Below are 17,227 nucleotides of genomic sequence, written 5' to 3'. Positions count from 1 at the left end.
TAGCGGCAATACCATGTATATACATTTAGAAAGAAAGCAGAACAGCCGTTATTTATTCACGCCTACTTTCTACCGTATACACAAAGCTATCCGCCTTATAATAGCCCAAATTGAACTCCAAGGGCCGGTCCGCCTGGTCATAAACGAACCGCTTCCTGAACAATATCGGTTCACCGACCTCAATGTCAAATTTTGATGCAAAGAACTTGTCAGCCGATTTCGCGCTGATTTCTTCCTTAGATAGATCGGCTACCACACCATAATCCTTTTCGAGGATATCATACAACGGTCTTTTAAAGTCTTCGTCGCCAGTCAATCCGACCCTTGGATGAAAATAAGAAATGAAATAAACAAAGGGGCCTTCGTCGCGGCCACGAAGCCGTTCAAGTTTCAGGACTTTTCTATCCGGCTGAATGTCAAAGAAATGTGTAATCACTTCATCAGGCAGCACCCAACTCACATGCAATTCAAAATTTTTAATGCTAATGCCCCGGGCCTGCATTTCTTGCGAAAAACTAAGCCAGTTTTTTGATTTCGAGCTAAATTTTGCGCCGGCAACTTTCGTTCCGACACCCTTTTTGCGAATAAGCAACTCTTCGTACACCAACTTATTGATTGCCTGGCGAAGCGTAGTACGTGATATGGCAAGCCGTTTCGCTAAATCCACTTCATTGGGCAAAAACTTACCGGCTTGGTATTCGGGCGATTCGATCAGCTTCCTCAGCAACATCTCGGCCTGAACATGCAGTGGCACAGGACTTTTGTGGTCTATCTTTAAATTCAAGGCAACACCTCTTTTGTTTATTTCGCTAAATTATACAAAAAAGTTTGTTTGTTGACATTAATTTCTAAATTTGCCAATGACATATGTACATACATAGTTACATTATAAAAGCAATTTATTATATAAATAGCACGATATAAGTGTAAGTAAGCTGCTATACAGACATAATGTATCAACATATTTACAAAAATAGCTTCATCTATTAATAACGTTAATTCACGGCATGAAACAACAAGAAAATCAGGTATTAAATCAATTGCCAACTAACTCTGCAGCAGATTCGAATTACGACATTTATCCACTATATCCCGCTGACGGCATCATATATAAGGGGTATCCTGCCATTGCTGACGCTATACTGACGTACCCCCTGCACATTCTTGAAGGTTATATCGGTGTAAATTGGGAGGAAGTGGTTGCTAATATCAAGCACCATATCGTGGACAAGGGGAAAACCGTTTCATTTACGCCTGTGACAACATACCTGAAGTCCGCTAACACTATTGAAGAAATCGTATCGCCGTACCTCGGTGGAAACGACCCGGTTTTCGGACGCAAAACGTCATTGCGATTACCCGATTTTTTTGAAATGGGGGATCTTGGCGAACTTTCTACCGAATCTGACACCGACATCCACATCATATATGGCTGCGGAGCAGCGTTATGTAATTGGGATGCTCCTATCACCTATATCGATCTACCGAAATACGAACTGCAATTGCGAATGCGCAATGATGAAGTATATAACTTGGGGGCCTTGCACCTGACCGATCAGAAGGCTACCTACAAACGTTTTTACTTCGTAGATTGGGTGATCTTAAATGAACACAAGAGAACTTTACTACCTAAGGTAACGCGTATCGCCGATCAACAGTGGCAAGGCACCATTACGTGGATGGACGGTGACTCGCTTCGCAAAACGCTCAGCAACATGAGCAGGACTTACTTTAGAGTACGTCCTTGGTTCGAACCCGGTGTCTGGGGCGGCGATTGGATGCTGAATAGGTTTGAAAAACTGAACAAGGATGTCCCCAATTATGCTTGGTCCTTTGAAATGATCGTTCCTGAAAACGGGCTTCTTTTAAGCGACGGGAATAATTGGCTGGAAGTTTCTTTTGACATGCTTATGTATTTGCAGCATGAGCGGATATTGGGTAAGGCGTCCAATCGCTTCGGCTACGAATTTCCGATCCGATTTGATTTTTTAGACACATTCAATGGTGGCAATCTGTCAATTCAATGCCATCCTACACCGGAGTATATATACCATGAATTTGGAGAGAATTTCACACAGGATGAAACCTACTATATCATCGATTCGGCTCCTGACGCAGTGGTATACCTTGGCTTCCAACAGGGAATTGAACCAACGGAATTTAAGGAAGCGCTGATTAAAAGTTACGAGTACAATATCGAATTGGATGTCGACAACTATATCCAGCACTTTCCTTCTAGAAGACATGACCTCTTTTTGATACCACATGGCACAGTACACAGTTCCGGAAAAAACAATCTGGTGCTCGAAATTAGCGCCACACCATATATATTTACGTTCAAGATGTACGATTGGCAACGTCTAGACTTGGATGGCCATGCGCGACCACTGAATATCGACCGCGCGATGGACAATTTAGACTTCACCAGACAGGGACAGGTCGTTAGAGACACGTTGATTGCCAAGTCCCGGCAGGTGGATGAGGGCAAGGATTGGCTGCTCATGCACTTGCCGACGCATCCGAAACATTTTTACGACATTTACCGATATGAATTTGATACGTCGTTTACGGCCTTCACCAACGGCCAATGCCATATCTTAATGTTAGTGGAGGGCACTTCTATTGAGTTAAAATTAGCCAATGACATGTGTGTGACATTCCACTATGCCGAGACTTTTGCGATACCGGCTGCTGCCGAACAATATACGTTGGTAAATCGAGGAAATAACCGAGCCAAAGTCGTAGTAGCTTTTGTAAAGGATGAGGCTTGCTTAGATTAAATCGTGAAATTAGACCGCTTATTCCATTTCAATGAATCGCAATAACGCATCCACCAACGGTACCGCCGCCGGTAAATTATTCCCGATACTCATGACTTTCGCCGTGATGGGATTTGTCGATATCGTCGGCGTGTCAACCGGATATGTCCAGCAGGATTTTAAACTGGATGATCAAGTGGCTCAACTCCTTCCCATGATGGTTTTCCTGTGGTTTTTCTTCCTTTCCATTCCGGCAGCCATGCTACAGGAACGTATTGGAAAACGAAATGCTCTGCAGCTCGGTATTGTACTTACCGCAATCGGCGTATCGTTGCCATTCGTCCGCTATTCCTTTCCTACCATGCTGATCGCATTTGTCGTATTGGGCGTGGGCAATACGATCGTGCAGGTATCGGCCAACCCATTGGTGCAGCAGATGGTGTCGGAGAAGCAGTTGCCGGGTGTGCTCAGTTTTTCGCAGTTCCTTAAGGCCATCACCTCACTTGCCGGTCCGCTGATTACCACGTTCTTCGCTGTACAATACGGCAATTGGAAACTCGTTTTTGTTATCTATGGAGCCGTCTCGCTAATCAGTTGGCTATGGCTATATGCCTTGCCGGCACAAGAGTCCAAACAGGCGGTTATCTCGCCCAAGCCTACTTTCCGCACGGTGTTCTCCTTGCTGCGGGACCGCTATGTGCTCGGCATGGTGCTGGCCATATTCCTTATCGTAGGCGCAGACGTAGGGTTAAACGCCAATATTCAACGCGTCCTGATGAGCTTGCATGCGTATGGACTTGAACAGGCGTCATACGGCATCAGTATCTATTTCACCGCCTTGGTCGTCAGCCGGTTTCTTGGGGGCATTGTACTGCCGTATGTATCGACCACTGGTTTTTTGGTGGTTACCCTATTCGTCGCATTAGGCGGCGTTCTACTCCTTTATTTTTCACCCACCGGTTTCTGGGCACTGGCAGGTATATTTACCATTGGAATTGGTGCAGGGAATTTATTCCCGGTGATTTTTGCGATTGTCATCAATCGCACGCCCGAACGCGCAAGCGAACTTTCCAGTCTGATGGTAATGGCTATTGTAGGAGGAGCACTCATTCCGCCTATAATGGGCCTGCTCAATACACAGTTTGGCATCGGGGCCAGCATCGCTTTGCTGGCGTGTTGCTTTGGCTATGTACTTGGCGCCGTATTGTGGTTTCGCAAGGTTGGCTGAGTTTCTGTATATCAAAACGGCAACTATGAGACTGATAACAGGTATACGAACGCTAACAAAATTAAAATAATAACTCCCCATAAATAAAAGTTTTCATACCTTTGCAGTCCTGATAAAAATCAGGAAAAAGGAGAAAAATGAATTAATGGCAAAAAAACAAGAAGCAGAAAAGGAACTAGCAGCAAAAAAAGCTGAACTTCAAGACGCTGAGGACACCTTGGTGAAGGAGAAGGAAGACATCGAGTCGGAAGCCGATTCGACGTTCATTGACGAAATCAAATCGACCACTTGGAACACCCCCGACAATGATTTTGACTGGGATCGGGACGAGAAAGGTTTCGGCAGCTACAGCGACGAAGAACGCGCCAAGTTAGAAGACCTCTATGCAGGCACCTTCAATTCCATCAACAAAGGGGAAATTGTAAAGGGCACCGTCGTATCCATCAACAACAAAGACGTGGTGCTCAACATTGGTTTCAAGTCGGATGGCTTGGTATCCCTTTCTGAATTCCGTGACACCCCAGATCTAAAAGTGGGTGATGCGGTAGACGTTTTCGTCGAATCACAAGAAGACGCCAACGGACAGTTGGTGCTTTCGCGCAAACGCGCCAAAACCCAGAAATCTTGGGAAGAGATCAACGAAGCACTTGAAAATGACACCATCATTGATGGCTTCGTGAAGAGCCGTACCAAAGGTGGCCTCATCGTAGACATCAAAGGTGTGGAAGCATTCTTGCCAGGATCACAAATTGACATTAAACCGATACGCGATTACGACATTTACGTGGGTAAAACCATGGAATTCAAAGTGGTTAAAATCAACCATGAATTCAAGAATGTGGTCGTATCACATAAAGTACTTATCGAGGACGATCTGGAAAACCAAAAAACCGAAATCGTATCCAAACTCGAAAAGGGACAAGTATTGGAAGGTACCGTCAAAAACATTACCGACTTCGGTGTATTCATCGACCTCGGCGGTGTGGATGGCTTGCTGCACATCACCGACATTTCGTGGGGCCGTATCGAGCACCCGAAAGAGGTATTGCAGCTCGACCAAACCATCAACGTGGTGGTATTGGACTTCGACGACGAGAAAAAACGCATCGCACTTGGCTTGAAACAATTGACCGAGCATCCTTGGGAATCACTCAATCCGTCATTGGAAGTGGGCTCAAAGGTGAAAGGCAAGATCGTGACCGTGGCCGACTATGGTGCATTCCTCGAAATCACCCCCGGTGTCGAAGGATTGATCCACGTATCGGAAATGTCCTGGTCGCAAAATCTGCGTAGCCCGCAAGAATTCCTGAAGGTGGGCGACGAGGTGGAAGCCCAAGTGCTTACGCTGGACCGCGACGACCGCAAGATGAGTCTTGGCATCAAGCAATTGACCCCGGATCCTTGGAAGAATATCGCTGAGCGGTACCCCATTGGCTCTAAGCAAAAAGCAGTGGTGAAAAACATGACCAATTTCGGTGTATTCGTGGAATTGGAAGAAGGTATCGACGGGTTGATCCACATCTCCGACCTCTCTTGGTCTAAGAAGATCAACCACCCGAATGAATTCACCAAAGTGGGCGAAGCGTTGGAAGTGGTCGTGTTGGAGCTTGACGAGGACAACCGCAAATTGAGCCTCGGCCATAAGCAATTGGAAGAAAACCCATGGGATACGTTCGAAACGATTTTCACGCTTGATTCCCTCCACCAAGGAACGGTCATCAAGGTAGGTGAAAAAGGGAACATCGTCGCGTTGCCTTATGGTGTTGAAGGCTTCTGCCCCGCTAAACACAGCGTGAAGGAAGATGGAAGTGTGTTGAAATTGGATGAAACCGCTGAATTCAAAATCATCGAGTTCAACAAGGAAAACAAACGTGTTGTCATTTCGCATTCCCGTATTTGGGAAGATCAACGGGCTGAAGCACGGATGGAAGAGTTCAACAACCGCAAAAAAGAAGCGAAAGCAGCTTCTACTGCTGTGAAGAAGGTGAAAGAATCAGTAGAGAAGTCCACCTTGGGCGACCTCGACGTTCTGGCACAGTTGAAAGAGCAGCTGGAAGACGAAGAAAGTGCCAAAAAGGCCAAAAAATAATCGCGTAAGCTTTGATAAAACGATCCCCCAGCCTTGTGGCTGGGGGATTTTTTTTGTTACCTTTGTTTAACAACTAACCCCAGCTGCTAATGGAAAGTTACTGGCAAGAAGAACAGTCCATATTGCTGTCTATCCTTCAAAAGACGGCGTTGGTGGAAACCCGCAAATGGGGTGTACCGGTATTCACCTTCAATGGTCGCAATGTGGTAGGCGTAGCCGGTTTCAAAACCCATTTTACCCTGTGGTTTTACAATGGAGTCTTCCTCAAAGACGAAAGCAAGGTACTGACCAACGCACAGGAGGGCAAAACCAAAGCCCTTCGGCAATGGCGCTTTACCTCGCGTGAACAAATCGATGAACCGCTGATCCTTGCTTACATCGAGGAAGCGATCGCCAATGAAAAATCAGGCAAACAGCTGAAGCCTCAACCCAAGGGGAAATTGCCCCTCCCGCCACCGCTTGAGGAAGCATTGAAGGATGATGCACTAAAGCAGCAGTTTGAACTCCTGACGCCGTATAAGCAAAATGAATACGCGGAATACATCAACGAAGCCAAGCAGGAAACTACGAAATTTTCGAGAGTTGAGAAAATCAAGCCGCTCATCTTACAGGGTGTGGGGTTGCATGACAAGTATAAAACAAAACTATGAGCCAACGATCATTGTTACTATTTGCTATCGGCGCACTGTGGTGCAGCGCCGCAGTGGCACAAACCACCAATCCCGGTTACGACAAGGCGCTGGCCGATTCATTGGGCGCGGACGAATATGGTATGAAATCCTATGTTTTCGTAATCCTGAAAACCGGACCGGCCAAGATCGACGATCAACAGAAAATCGGTGAGCTGTTCAGGGGGCATATGGATAATATCAACCGGCTTGTCGAAATGAAAAAATTGATCATCGCCGGACCATTTGGCGAAAATGACCGCGCCTACCGCGGACTGTTTGTCTTTGATTCAAAGGACAAACAGGAGGTATCCGCCCTGTTGCAGACGGATCCCGCCGTAAAAGAAAAGCTCCTTGAAGTGGAGCTTTTTGAATGGTATGGTTCTGCTGCCTTACCTACTTACCTGAAGCTGAGCGACAAGGTAACGAAGGTAAAACCCTAACCATTATGAGCCGATGATGGCATTGAATGTGGCGCTTGGCCGCATTGCCTTGCTGGCCAATGCATCATCCGGAAAATAATATCCGCCGATGTCCTGCGGTTTCCCTTGTGCGCCGATCAGTTCGTCGTTGATCCGCTGTTCATTGGTTTTCAATGCGTCGGCAATCGGCGTGAATATGGTCCGGATCTCGGTGTCTTGCTCCTGTGCTGCCAGGGCTTCCGCCCAGTATAATGCGAGGTAGAAGTGCGAGCCCCGATTGTCAATTTGCCCGACTTTGCGTGCGGGGGATTTATCGTTTTCGAGGAATTTCTCGGTCGCCGTGTCCAGCGCCTCTGCCAGTACCAAGGCCTTGGCGTTGCCGAGGGTTTGTCCCACGTGCTCCAGTGAAACAGCCAGCGCGAGAAACTCGCCCAGGGAATCCCAGCGGAGGTATCCCTCCTGGAGAAACTGCTCCACGTGCTTAGGTGCCGAACCGCCGGCCCCGGTTTCGAACAGGCCGCCGCCATTCATCAAGGGAACAATGGACAGCATCTTGGCCGAGGTGCCCAATTCCAGGATCGGGAACAGATCCGTCAGGTAATCCCGCAATACATTACCCGTCACGGAGATGGTATCTTCTCCCCTGCGGATGCGCTCCAATGAGAATTTGGTGGCTTCGACAGGGTTCAGCATGCGGATATCCAAGCCATCCGTATCGTGTTCCTTCAGATAAGCAGTGACCTTTGCAATGATCTGCCGGTCGTGCGCGCGGTTTTCATCCAACCAGAATACGGCTGGCGTATGGGATAAACGCGCCCGGTTCACCGCCAGCTTTACCCAATCGCGGATGGGAGCATCCTTGGTCTGGCACATCCGGAAAATGTCGCCGGTCTCCACCTCCTGCGCCATGAGCACATTGCCGTTGGCATCGGTGACCTGAATGGTGCCCTTCGCGGTGGCTTGGAAGGTCTTATCATGCGACCCGTATTCTTCTGCCTTTTGAGCCATCAAGCCGACGTTGGACACCGAACCCATCGTGGACGGGTCAAACGCGCCATGCCGCTTGCAATCGTCGATGGTAGCCACATATATCCCGGCATACGAACGATCGGGAATGAGCGCAAGGGTGTCCCGCAATTCGCCGTTTTTGTCCCACATCTTGCCGGAACTACGGATCATCGCCGGCATGGAAGCGTCTACAATGATATCAGAAGGCACGTGCAAGTTGGTAATGCCCTTATCCGAATTGACCATCGCCAAGTCCGGTCCGTTTTCCATGGCTTCGGCCAATGCAGCCTTCACCTCTTCGGCTTGCGGATGGCCTTCGATTTTGGCATACACCTCGCCTAAACCGTTGCGCGTATCCACGCCTAACGCATCAAATAAACCCGCATATCGCTGAAACACTTCCGCAAAATATACCTCCACGATGGCGCCGAAGATAATCGGGTCGGACACTTTCATCATGGTGGCTTTCAGGTGTGCCGACAACAGCACGCCCGTCGCTTTAGCTGCCTTGATCTGCTGCGCAACAAACGCCTTCAATGCGCTGATGCTCATCCGCGCGGAATCAATTACCTCGCCCGCGAGCAGTTTGGCCGGCGCTTTCAGCGGTGTCTTCGTTCCATCCTCACCGACAAACTCGATGGTAAAGGTGGTTTCCTGCTGCACGGTAACCGATTTTTCGCTGCCATAGAAGTCGCCATCAGCCATTGACGCCACTCCGGTTTTGGAGTCCGCTGTCCACGCGCCCATGGAATGCGGATGCTGCTTGGCGTAGTTCTTCACCGCCCGCGGTGCGCGGCGGTCCGAATTTCCTTCACGCAATACGGGGTTGACGGCAGAGCCGAGTACTTTGGCGTACCGGGCCTTGATCTCCTTCTCCTCGTCTGTTTTGGGTTCTTCCGGATAAGTAGGCACGGCGTATCCTTTGGATTGCAACTCGGTGATCGCCTCCTTCAATTGGGGAATAGACGCCGAAATATTGGGCAGTTTGATGATATTGGCTTCCGGCGTGGTAGCCAGCTGACCCAGTTCGCTCAAGGCATCGCCCGTTTTCTGGGCGTCGGTGAGGTGATCCGAGAAAATGGCGATGATCCGGCCTGCTAATGAAATATCCTTTTCCACGACCGAAATATTGGCCGGGGCGGTAAATGCGTTGACAATGGGTAAAAACGAATAGGTGGCTAACGACGGAGCCTCGTCTGTTTTGGTGTAATGAATGGTGGCGTTTTTAGACATACGACGTATTAATCAAAATTAGTAGTGCGAAAGGTTATTTGTCTTCATGAATGGGAGCAAACTTAGGTAAAATGCTTTGTATTCACGAACACCTGTTTAAAAAAACAAAATGCAACGTGAGTAATTGCCCTGCATATGCAAGCGGCAATTTATCGCTCTCTCATCTGCCACTGAGTGCATATTTGACAGATGAAATGTAGTCAAAAAATGATGGTCAATCAACAGAAAAACCCGCACCTAACTTAAATAATACCGATCGCCATTCACCTTGAGCCGCCCTTCATCCAGCCGCTCGCGGATAAACGCCAATCGGGCGTCCTCGTCGCCAGCGCGCATCGCCATCACCAGCTTATCGATGGTCATCGGGCCTCCGGCCAGCACCTCCGTCAGTTCGGCCATCAGGCGGTCGGCGAGGTTTTTCTGTTGGTCGGCCTTCAAGCACCGGTCGCATATGCCGCAGGGCTTCGGCGTCCGCTCTTCAAAATACGCCAGCAGTTCCACGCTACGGCAACGCGCCCCGTCCAGGTAACGGAAGACCGCCTCCAGTTGCGTGCGTTTGGTTGCCTTCCGTTCCTCGATATATCGACGGTCGATATGCAGGCGACTATTATCGACGCGCGGCTGCAGAAACTGCAGCTGCGGGCTATCCGTCTGCGGAAGATAAGTCAAGATCTGCATCTTCTGGAGGTAGGCCAGCGTCTCCATGATGGCCGCCACGGGTTTGCCCATCTTGCGGGCCAAATCGTATTCGCGGATGGGGACGAAATAGTCAAATGCACCGCCATGGCTCCGTAGCAGGACTTTGATGAATCCGTCATAGGCTGCATTTTCCACCTGAAACCGATACAGATCCTGCTGGCTGGCCTCCAATTTGACCCGCGAAGGCAGGTACACCGTTTCGCTCACGGCGACCCAGCCGTCGCGCTCGAGGAATTTTAGGGCGCTGAGCGTCATGATGACATCAAACGCATACCGGGCACAGAAATCGGCCACATCAAAATCCAGGGTAAGTCCCGCCCCCGCCCCATAGGCCAGCTGGTAATAATTGCCCAGCTGCTGGTACACCTGCTTGATGAATTCGATCGGTGGAAAGTTCAGGTCGAAGGTTGCCCGCAAGCGATCTCGGTCGCTCGGGTGATGCAGCAGCACGGCATATGATTTTTTGCCGTCGCGACCAGCGCGACCGGCCTCTTGGTAATATGCTTCAAGCGAATCAGGCAAATCCAGGTGAACGACAAAACGTACATCAGGCTTATCGATGCCCATTCCGAAAGCGTTAGTGGCCACGATTACCCGCACGCTGTTGTCTTTCCACGCCTCCTGTCTGCGCGCCCGTTCGGCCGTCTCCAGACCCGCATGGTAAAAGCTGGCCGAAATCCCCTCGTGCAGGAGTATGCGGGTCACCTCCTGTGTCTCGCGCCGATTGCGCACGTATACAATGCCGCTCCCCCCGAGCTTGCGGATGATGCGCAATAGCCGTCCCATCTTGTCTTCCTCATCGAACGCCATATAGGCGAGGTGCTCGCGGAAAAAGCTTTTCTTCAATACATGCCTGTCGGCAAAGGCCAGTTTCACTTGGATGTCATCCACCACCTTAGCCGTGGCCGTGGCGGTGAGCGCCAGGAAAGGCACCTTGGGATGCAGGGCGCGCAAGGAAACGATGTTCAGGTACGAGGGCCGGAAGTCATACCCCCACTGCGAAATGCAGTGGGCCTCATCGACTGCGAATAGGTTGACATTCATGTGGCGGATCCGCTCCTGCACCAGCTCGCTCGCCAGCCGTTCGGGCGAAAGGTACAGAAATTTGATGGGGCCATAGATGCAGTTATCGAGGGCAATGTCCACCTCGCGCCGGGTCATACCCGAAAAGATGGCCATCGCCTCGATGCCCTTGGCCTTCAGGTTTTCTACCTGATCTTTCATCAATGCGATGAGCGGCGTCACCACGATGCATATCCCCTCTTTGGCTAAGGCCGGTACCTGAAAACAAATAGACTTGCCGCCGCCCGTAGGCATCAATGCCAACGTATCGCGCCCCGCGAGCACCGCATCGATCACCGCTTCCTGCAGGGGTCGGAACGACTCATGTTTCCAGTATTTTCGGAGAATAGCGATACTCTTCATTGCCCGTAAACTTCCACCACCCAAACATACACAAAATGTAATTTGGTACGCACATCACGCGCTGCTAAGCCAATAAAATACATTTCTAAGACGAATATTTTCATAAAAGGCAATATCTTCGCAGTCATAAGGCACATCCCGAAATCCATATATATGCTACCGAGCTTATCAAATTTTGCGGTATTAGCATTGCTTTTTTGCTTTTCACTGATACCCGATTCCGCGTGGACACAGGTCGTTCCCCGATATGAGCATTCAAAAAACGCATCATCCAAACTGTCGGGAACTAAAATGTCGCATATTCTCCTGCAGCTGGAAATCGAGAATGGCGGCATGTTGTATAAAAACAACCGGATAAGGGAAGAGCTGGGTGAGATCTATTACAATGGGCTTAACCTCAAGATCGGTTGGCAGACCCAACATGGGACCGATATCTATCACCAGCTGTTCAATTACCCGATTTATGGTATTGGTTTGTATTCCAGCACCTTTCGTAAAGCAGCTATCGGCACGCCCTATGCCTTATATGGCTTTGTGGCTGTTCCCATCAAACCGGCGTTACTCCGTCGATGGGATTTCAACTATCGGATATCCTTGGGCTTAGCCAGCAATTTCGAACCTTATGACCCCGAACACAATCCGTTCAACGGACTATTGGGAACTCATCGAAACGTGTTTATCGACCTTGGCCTACAAGCAAACTACAAACTGAGCGACTATTTTCAGCTCGGAGCGGGTTTCGCGTTTCATCATTTTTCGAACGGTGCCATCAAAAAACCGAATACCGGCATCAACCTGGTGCCACTGACCGTGGCCCTTACCTATGTGCCACGGCCCGGGCGGATCGATTTCAGTACGGATACGATACCACCGCTTGAAACAGCCGATCAAATAGACCTGTCCTATGCCGCCGGTGTCAAACAGCTCCATCAGGGCGGCAAGCGGTATTTCAAATCAACGTTGGGTGTGTTTTGGAACCGTTCACTGAACTACAAGTGGCGCTTGGGCATGGGTGCCAATATTTTTTATTCCCAATCGGGAAAGGATCGGCAAATGAGTGGCGATGATGCTGCATCTTTTGATGATTTGTTTTCCGGCGGACCGGCCATTGTTGTTGACCATCTGCTCACCAGCAGGCTCTACCTGAGCGGAAACGTGGGCTGCTACGTTCATCGCAACCGCTTCAATGGCGAAACGGATCCTGTTTTTTTGAGAATGGGTGTGCGCTACCGTTTTCTGGATAATGCGTATGCGGGCGTATCCATCAAAGCACACAAGATGGTGGCCGATTTCGCCGAATGGACCGTTGGTTATACCTTGAGCCGGCGACGGGGATGAGCATCATCAGTGGAGTACCGCCCATGTATAGGCAACATTATTCTTTAACACATAAAGCGGGATACCCGCGGCATTGGCCTCATCTTTCAGGCGGCTGATCGTCGAATCGTAGTTGGATCCATCCACCACCAGCTGTTTACACCGGATGGTGACCAATAGCTTGTCGAGGGAAACGGCTGGATTATTTCGAATCAAGAGCACATCCACATCCAGCTGTCCGTTATAAATCTTTTCGCCATCATACACCATTAGCCGCGTGCCGCCAAACTGCAAGATTTGCCGGTTGATGTACACTTGCCGAGCACGGTATTGGCTATCCTGCGACACAAAGTGGATGGCATCCAGCGGAACGCTGGCTTCCAATTTGGGTCGCACCGCATAGCGGATCGTCCGATCATCCAGGGAATCCAAATTGCTGTACACCCATGCTTCTCCATCGGCGATAAAACCGATGGCCAGCGCCCGCCGGACATTGAAAATAATCACTTCCCGATGGCCGATCCGCTGGATAGCGGTCACGAAGGAAGCAAACACCAGAAGGGAAATAACCGTTAATGACCCATAAACCCAACGTTTCCGTTGGGTGGTCAACGCCAACGTGACCGCAACCGCCATCAGGTAAATCAGCAGACTTTGCCACCAGGTCAAATAAATCCCCTGGATGCTTGCTTTGGGCAACTGTTCAATATAGCGCAATGCGGCGTTGACCAGCAAAATCAGCTCCTCCAACGCAGCACCGATACCCGCAGCTATGGGTCCCGATGGCATCATCAACAACGCAAATCCGAGATACATGATGCCACTGGCAGGCAATACGATAAATAAGTTTGCGAACAAGAAATACAACGGAAATTGGTGAAAATAATAAGCAGCCAACGGTCCGGCGCCCACCTGGGCAGCGACGGACATCCAGGTATAATCCGAAATAGGCTTAACGAGGCGGTTGCGGATCGGAAAGGCGCGCTGCAATCGCGGGTGGAGGAAAACAATGCCCGTCACCGCGAGGTATGACAACTGAAACCCAATATCAGCAATGAACGGAGGATGGTATAACAGCAGGAAGAATGCCGACGCGGCAATGCTATTGTATATCCGGTTGCGCCGACCCAAAGCGGTGGCTGCGATGACAAAGCTGATCATGATAGCGGCCCGCAACACCGACGGCGAAAATCCGGTAAGCAATGCATAGCCCCACACAGCTGTCAATAATACGATGAACCGCACCCTCCGGAGGGTGCGGTTGCGTCCCATCCACCAAAGCAGCTTCGCCATCACCCAGCACACCATGATCACATGCATCCCCGACACACTTAGGATATGAATCGTACCCGTCGCCGAAAACGCCCGGAGCAATTCGGCCTCCAAGTCAGCGCGGTAGCCCAAGATCAATGTAGCTGCTACAGCACGCGCATCGCGATCAGTAATGTGGCGCGAAAACTTCGCCACCATCCGTTTTCGTAGGGCAAGTGCGGAGGCGATCAAGGGATTGCCCTTGCCTTCTCCTATTTTCTCCACCTCATCGGGCGCTATATAGGCTTGATGCCACATCCCTTGATTTGCGAGGTAGCTTTTATAATTCCGCTCGCCCGGATTATACGGAGGCGGTACTTCCTGATCATCCGCAGGAAGGATGAGCTCATCGCCGTAGTCCAATGACCATCCCTCGAGGCTATCCCCCACAGGCACCGTCAGCATCAGCCTGCCGGATGCTTTCACGAGTTCGTTTCCATCATATACGTCGGTCACGGCAAAAGGAACGCGCAGGTACCCGCCCCGTATCACCGGCTCATCATCCACATAACCCAGGATAACACGTGCTCCATGCCGACTGAAATGCGAAGCCGCAATCGAAGGATGGGATTGCCAGGTCAGCACACAGCCCGTGGCAGCCAGCGCGGTCAGGATCAGGAGACCAAGCCAACCATAATACCGCTGCTGGCGGAGACGGGTCATCCACGCGATTCCGATAAAAGCGAGCAGCGTGATGACGATCAGGATCCAGGCGAAGGTGTATCGCCCCGGTGTCGGAACCAGCGCGTACGCACAGCCGATCCCCGTCAGCAAGGCCAACAGAAAACGTACAAATGGAATGTGACCACGGTAGCTGTCGTGTCGCGTTTTCACCGGTTGACGGTTGTATCTATTGCGAAGATAGGGACTCTTACCAGTTATTGCAACAGCTGGTCAGGAACGTAGCGCGTGAAGCAGATTGCCGACCTGCTCAGCGGTCCGCGTGAGGTTGGTAGCGGTCGACGTGATGGCTTCGTCTAACGTCGCAGGTGCATTGCCGATTGGCAACAGCGTATCAAAAAACGCATTTAACCCGGGTTCGATTTCCGCCGGAATATATCCCGCCAATCCGATGACCGGCAGGTTGAGCTGTTTCGCCATCTTGGCAACACCGAAGGGCGCTTTGCCTTGCAGCGTCTGGCTGTCAATACTTCCCTCGCCTGTGATCACGAGGTCGCTTTTTTTTAGCGATCGCTCAAATTGGGTCAGTTCGAGAAAATAGTCAATGCCATTGACCAACTCGGCGCCCAGCACCCCTTTTAACCCTGCGCTGGCGCCCCCTGCTACGCCCCCATACATCATATCGGCTATTTCCGTTCCTGTTTCCGCTTGCACCACCGCTGCAAATCGTTGCAGGATGGCTTCGAGCTGCTCCACCAGTTCAGGCGTCGCGCCTTTTTGCGGACCGAAAACACGGGCCGCACCGGTTGGCCCCAGCAAGGGGTTCGTCACATCGCAGAGGACAATAAGTTGACAGTGGTGCAGCCGTTCATCCATCGCCGAACGGTCGATCGCCTGCAATCGTTGCAGTCCGATCGGCAGATCCGTGATCTCCTGCCCCCGCTCATCCATAAACCGGACACCCAGTGCGGCCAATATACCCGCACCGCCATCCACCGTAGCCGAGCCACCCATACCGACGACTATCCTCCGGGCGTGGCGGTCCAACGCCGCTTTTATCAATTGACCTGTTCCATACGAACTGGCCTGGCGTGGATCCAATTCATCCGGCGCCAGTAAATGCAATCCCGATGCATCAGCCATCTCGATAATCGCCGTATGCCCCTCCTCAATCCATCCAAATGACGTCCGACGCGGCCTCCCCAAGGGATCATTCGCAAGCACCTCCACCCGCTCACCGTGCAAGCGCTCGACCAGCAGTGCACCCGTCCCATTGCCCCCGTCGGCGATCGGAAAACATTCACACGAGCAGGACAACCTGCTTGCCAAGAGGCCCTGTTGGATGGCTACGGCCACCTCCTGGGCATCCAGTGCATGTTTGAAAGCATTGGGAGCGATCAGGATGCGCATGACTTATGGATTAACCACATTTATCGGCGTCCCGTTCACGTAAGCCGACAGGTTATCCACCGCCATACCCATCAGTCGCGATCGTGCCCCCGCCGTCGCCCATGCGATGTGCGGGGTAATCATACAATTCTTGGCCCCGAATAGGGGATTACCCGATGGTGGCGGCTCCGCCGTGAGCACGTCGAGTCCAGCCCCCGCTAGCCGACCGCTATTCAATGCCTCTGCCAGGTCTTCCTCCACGATGATCGGACCCCTGGATGTATTCAGCAGAAAAGCGCCCGGCTTCATCTGCGCCAATGTACCGGCGTTGATCAGTCCCTTCGTTTGCGGCGTCAGCGGGCAGTGGATGCTGACCACGTCTGCCTGCGCGAGCAACTCGTCCAGGCTGGTCCAGCTGAAATTTTTCCGGTGCGATTGATCGGTCTGCGTGCGGCTATACCCTAAAACATGCATCCCAAATGCCGTGGCAACATCCGCCACCTTTTGGCCGATATCACCGAAACCAACGATACCCAACGTCTTGCCTGAAAGTTCCACCAGGGGATAATCCCAGAAACAGAAATCAGGGGAGCGTGACCACTTGCCCTCCATGACGCTGTCGCTATGCCGCTGTACACGATGACAAAGTTCCAACAGCAACGCAAACGTCAATTGCACGACCGATGTGGTGCCGTATCCCGGTATATTGGTCACCACGATCCCCCGTTGTTTCGCATAGTTAACGTCCACTATATTGTATCCTGTGGCCAATACGCCAATGTATTTTACGTCCGGCAGCCGCTCCAGGGTCTGCGCATCCAAGGGGACCTTATTGGTGAATACCGCTTCGGCTCCCTTCGCTCGGTCTACGATTTCATCAGGAGCGGTCCGATCGTACACGCTCACATCGCCGTGCCTTTCTAAACCGTTCCAGTTCAGATCTCCGGGATTGAGGGTGTAGCCATCTAATACAATGATTTTCATAATCGGGTTTGTTATTCAACCCCTAATAATAAAAAGAATTTTTGACGATCGGATCAACAAATTCAAAATTTTCC

The 17,227-nt window shown here is 50.8% G+C and carries 12 protein-coding genes; 6 read left to right on the top strand and 6 right to left on the bottom strand.

Going from position 1 to position 17,227, the window contains the following annotated elements:
* Positions 1-52: 52 nt before the first annotated feature.
* Complete coding sequence (locus ACMGDE_RS06845) at positions 53-784, bottom strand: GntR family transcriptional regulator (protein WP_436832026.1); 732 nt, start codon at positions 782-784, stop codon at positions 53-55.
* 223 nt (positions 785-1,007) lie between these two features.
* Between ACMGDE_RS06845 and ACMGDE_RS06840 the strand changes: the two genes are divergently transcribed.
* From ACMGDE_RS06840 to ACMGDE_RS06820, 5 genes are all read left to right on the top strand, one after another.
* Positions 1,008-2,780: a class I mannose-6-phosphate isomerase gene (locus ACMGDE_RS06840; protein ID WP_436832025.1), complete on the top strand. Its 1,773-nt coding sequence runs from the start codon at positions 1,008-1,010 to the stop codon at positions 2,778-2,780.
* A 31-nt stretch (positions 2,781-2,811) separates the two neighbouring features.
* Positions 2,812-3,987: an MFS transporter gene (locus ACMGDE_RS06835; RefSeq protein ID WP_436832024.1), complete on the top strand. Its 1,176-nt coding sequence runs from the start codon at positions 2,812-2,814 to the stop codon at positions 3,985-3,987.
* Between the two features lie 145 nt (positions 3,988-4,132).
* Complete coding sequence (rpsA, locus tag ACMGDE_RS06830) at positions 4,133-6,076, top strand: 30S ribosomal protein S1 (RefSeq protein WP_436832023.1); 1,944 nt, start codon at positions 4,133-4,135, stop codon at positions 6,074-6,076.
* An 89-nt stretch (positions 6,077-6,165) separates the two neighbouring features.
* Positions 6,166-6,726 (top strand): YdeI/OmpD-associated family protein, encoded by a 561-nt coding sequence (locus tag ACMGDE_RS06825; RefSeq protein ID WP_436832022.1) that lies wholly within the window; start codon positions 6,166-6,168, stop codon positions 6,724-6,726.
* Positions 6,723-7,187, top strand: coding sequence for a YciI family protein (locus ACMGDE_RS06820; protein ID WP_436832021.1), 465 nt, complete (start codon positions 6,723-6,725; stop codon positions 7,185-7,187). Before ACMGDE_RS06825 ends, ACMGDE_RS06820 begins: the two co-directional genes overlap by 4 nt.
* A 3-nt stretch (positions 7,188-7,190) precedes the next feature.
* Here the strand turns inward: ACMGDE_RS06820 and ACMGDE_RS06815 are convergent, their stop codons facing one another.
* Positions 7,191-9,407: an NADP-dependent isocitrate dehydrogenase gene (locus ACMGDE_RS06815; RefSeq protein WP_436832020.1), complete on the bottom strand. Its 2,217-nt coding sequence runs from the start codon at positions 9,405-9,407 to the stop codon at positions 7,191-7,193.
* Positions 9,408-9,644: 237 nt separating this feature from the next.
* Positions 9,645-11,531, bottom strand: coding sequence for a RecQ family ATP-dependent DNA helicase (locus tag ACMGDE_RS06810; RefSeq protein WP_436832019.1), 1,887 nt, complete (start codon positions 11,529-11,531; stop codon positions 9,645-9,647).
* 291 nt (positions 11,532-11,822) lie between these two features.
* On the opposite strand from ACMGDE_RS06810, the gene ACMGDE_RS06805 reads away from it, so the two are divergent.
* On the top strand, positions 11,823-12,869 hold the full coding sequence (locus tag ACMGDE_RS06805; protein WP_436832018.1) for an acyloxyacyl hydrolase: 1,047 nt from the start codon (positions 11,823-11,825) through the stop codon (positions 12,867-12,869).
* A gap of 6 nt (positions 12,870-12,875) precedes the next feature.
* Here the strand turns inward: ACMGDE_RS06805 and ACMGDE_RS06800 are convergent, their stop codons facing one another.
* The 3 genes from ACMGDE_RS06800 to ACMGDE_RS06790 are packed head-to-tail and all read right to left on the bottom strand — an operon-like array spanning position 12,876 to position 17,153.
* Complete coding sequence (locus ACMGDE_RS06800; RefSeq protein WP_436832017.1) at positions 12,876-14,993, bottom strand: ComEC/Rec2 family competence protein; 2,118 nt, start codon at positions 14,991-14,993, stop codon at positions 12,876-12,878.
* A gap of 60 nt (positions 14,994-15,053) precedes the next feature.
* A complete protein-coding gene (locus tag ACMGDE_RS06795; protein ID WP_436832016.1) occupies positions 15,054-16,190 on the bottom strand; it encodes a glycerate kinase in 1,137 nt (378 codons plus the stop codon).
* A 3-nt stretch (positions 16,191-16,193) separates the two neighbouring features.
* The gene (locus ACMGDE_RS06790) at positions 16,194-17,153 is read right to left on the bottom strand and encodes a D-2-hydroxyacid dehydrogenase (protein ID WP_436832015.1); all 960 of its coding nucleotides are present in this window, start codon (positions 17,151-17,153) and stop codon (positions 16,194-16,196) included.
* Positions 17,154-17,227: the final 74 nt, after the last annotated feature.

Origin of the sequence: Parapedobacter brassicae (assembly GCF_051400755.1) — a bacterium.
GTDB lineage: Bacteria > Bacteroidota > Bacteroidia > Sphingobacteriales > Sphingobacteriaceae > Parapedobacter.
The sequence above is the reverse complement of the archived record's forward strand: the minus strand, read 5'-3'. Positions and strand labels throughout refer to the sequence as shown.

Bases quoted from the DNA above. Each gene is read 5' to 3' on its own strand.
- ACMGDE_RS06840 (WP_436832025.1), top strand. From the start codon at position 1,008: ATGAAACAACAAGAAAATCAGGTATTAAATCAATTGCCAACTAACTCT.
- ACMGDE_RS06835 (WP_436832024.1), top strand. From the start codon at position 2,812: ATGAATCGCAATAACGCATCCACCAACGGTACCGCCGCCGGTAAATTA.
- rpsA (WP_436832023.1), top strand. From the start codon at position 4,133: ATGGCAAAAAAACAAGAAGCAGAAAAGGAACTAGCAGCAAAAAAAGCT.
- ACMGDE_RS06825 (WP_436832022.1), top strand. From the start codon at position 6,166: ATGGAAAGTTACTGGCAAGAAGAACAGTCCATATTGCTGTCTATCCTT.
- ACMGDE_RS06820 (WP_436832021.1), top strand. From the start codon at position 6,723: ATGAGCCAACGATCATTGTTACTATTTGCTATCGGCGCACTGTGGTGC.
- ACMGDE_RS06815 (WP_436832020.1), bottom strand. From the start codon at position 9,407: ATGTCTAAAAACGCCACCATTCATTACACCAAAACAGACGAGGCTCCG.
- ACMGDE_RS06810 (WP_436832019.1), bottom strand. From the start codon at position 11,531: ATGAAGAGTATCGCTATTCTCCGAAAATACTGGAAACATGAGTCGTTC.
- ACMGDE_RS06805 (WP_436832018.1), top strand. From the start codon at position 11,823: ATGTCGCATATTCTCCTGCAGCTGGAAATCGAGAATGGCGGCATGTTG.
- ACMGDE_RS06795 (WP_436832016.1), bottom strand. From the start codon at position 16,190: ATGCGCATCCTGATCGCTCCCAATGCTTTCAAACATGCACTGGATGCC.
- ACMGDE_RS06790 (WP_436832015.1), bottom strand. From the start codon at position 17,153: ATGAAAATCATTGTATTAGATGGCTACACCCTCAATCCCGGAGATCTG.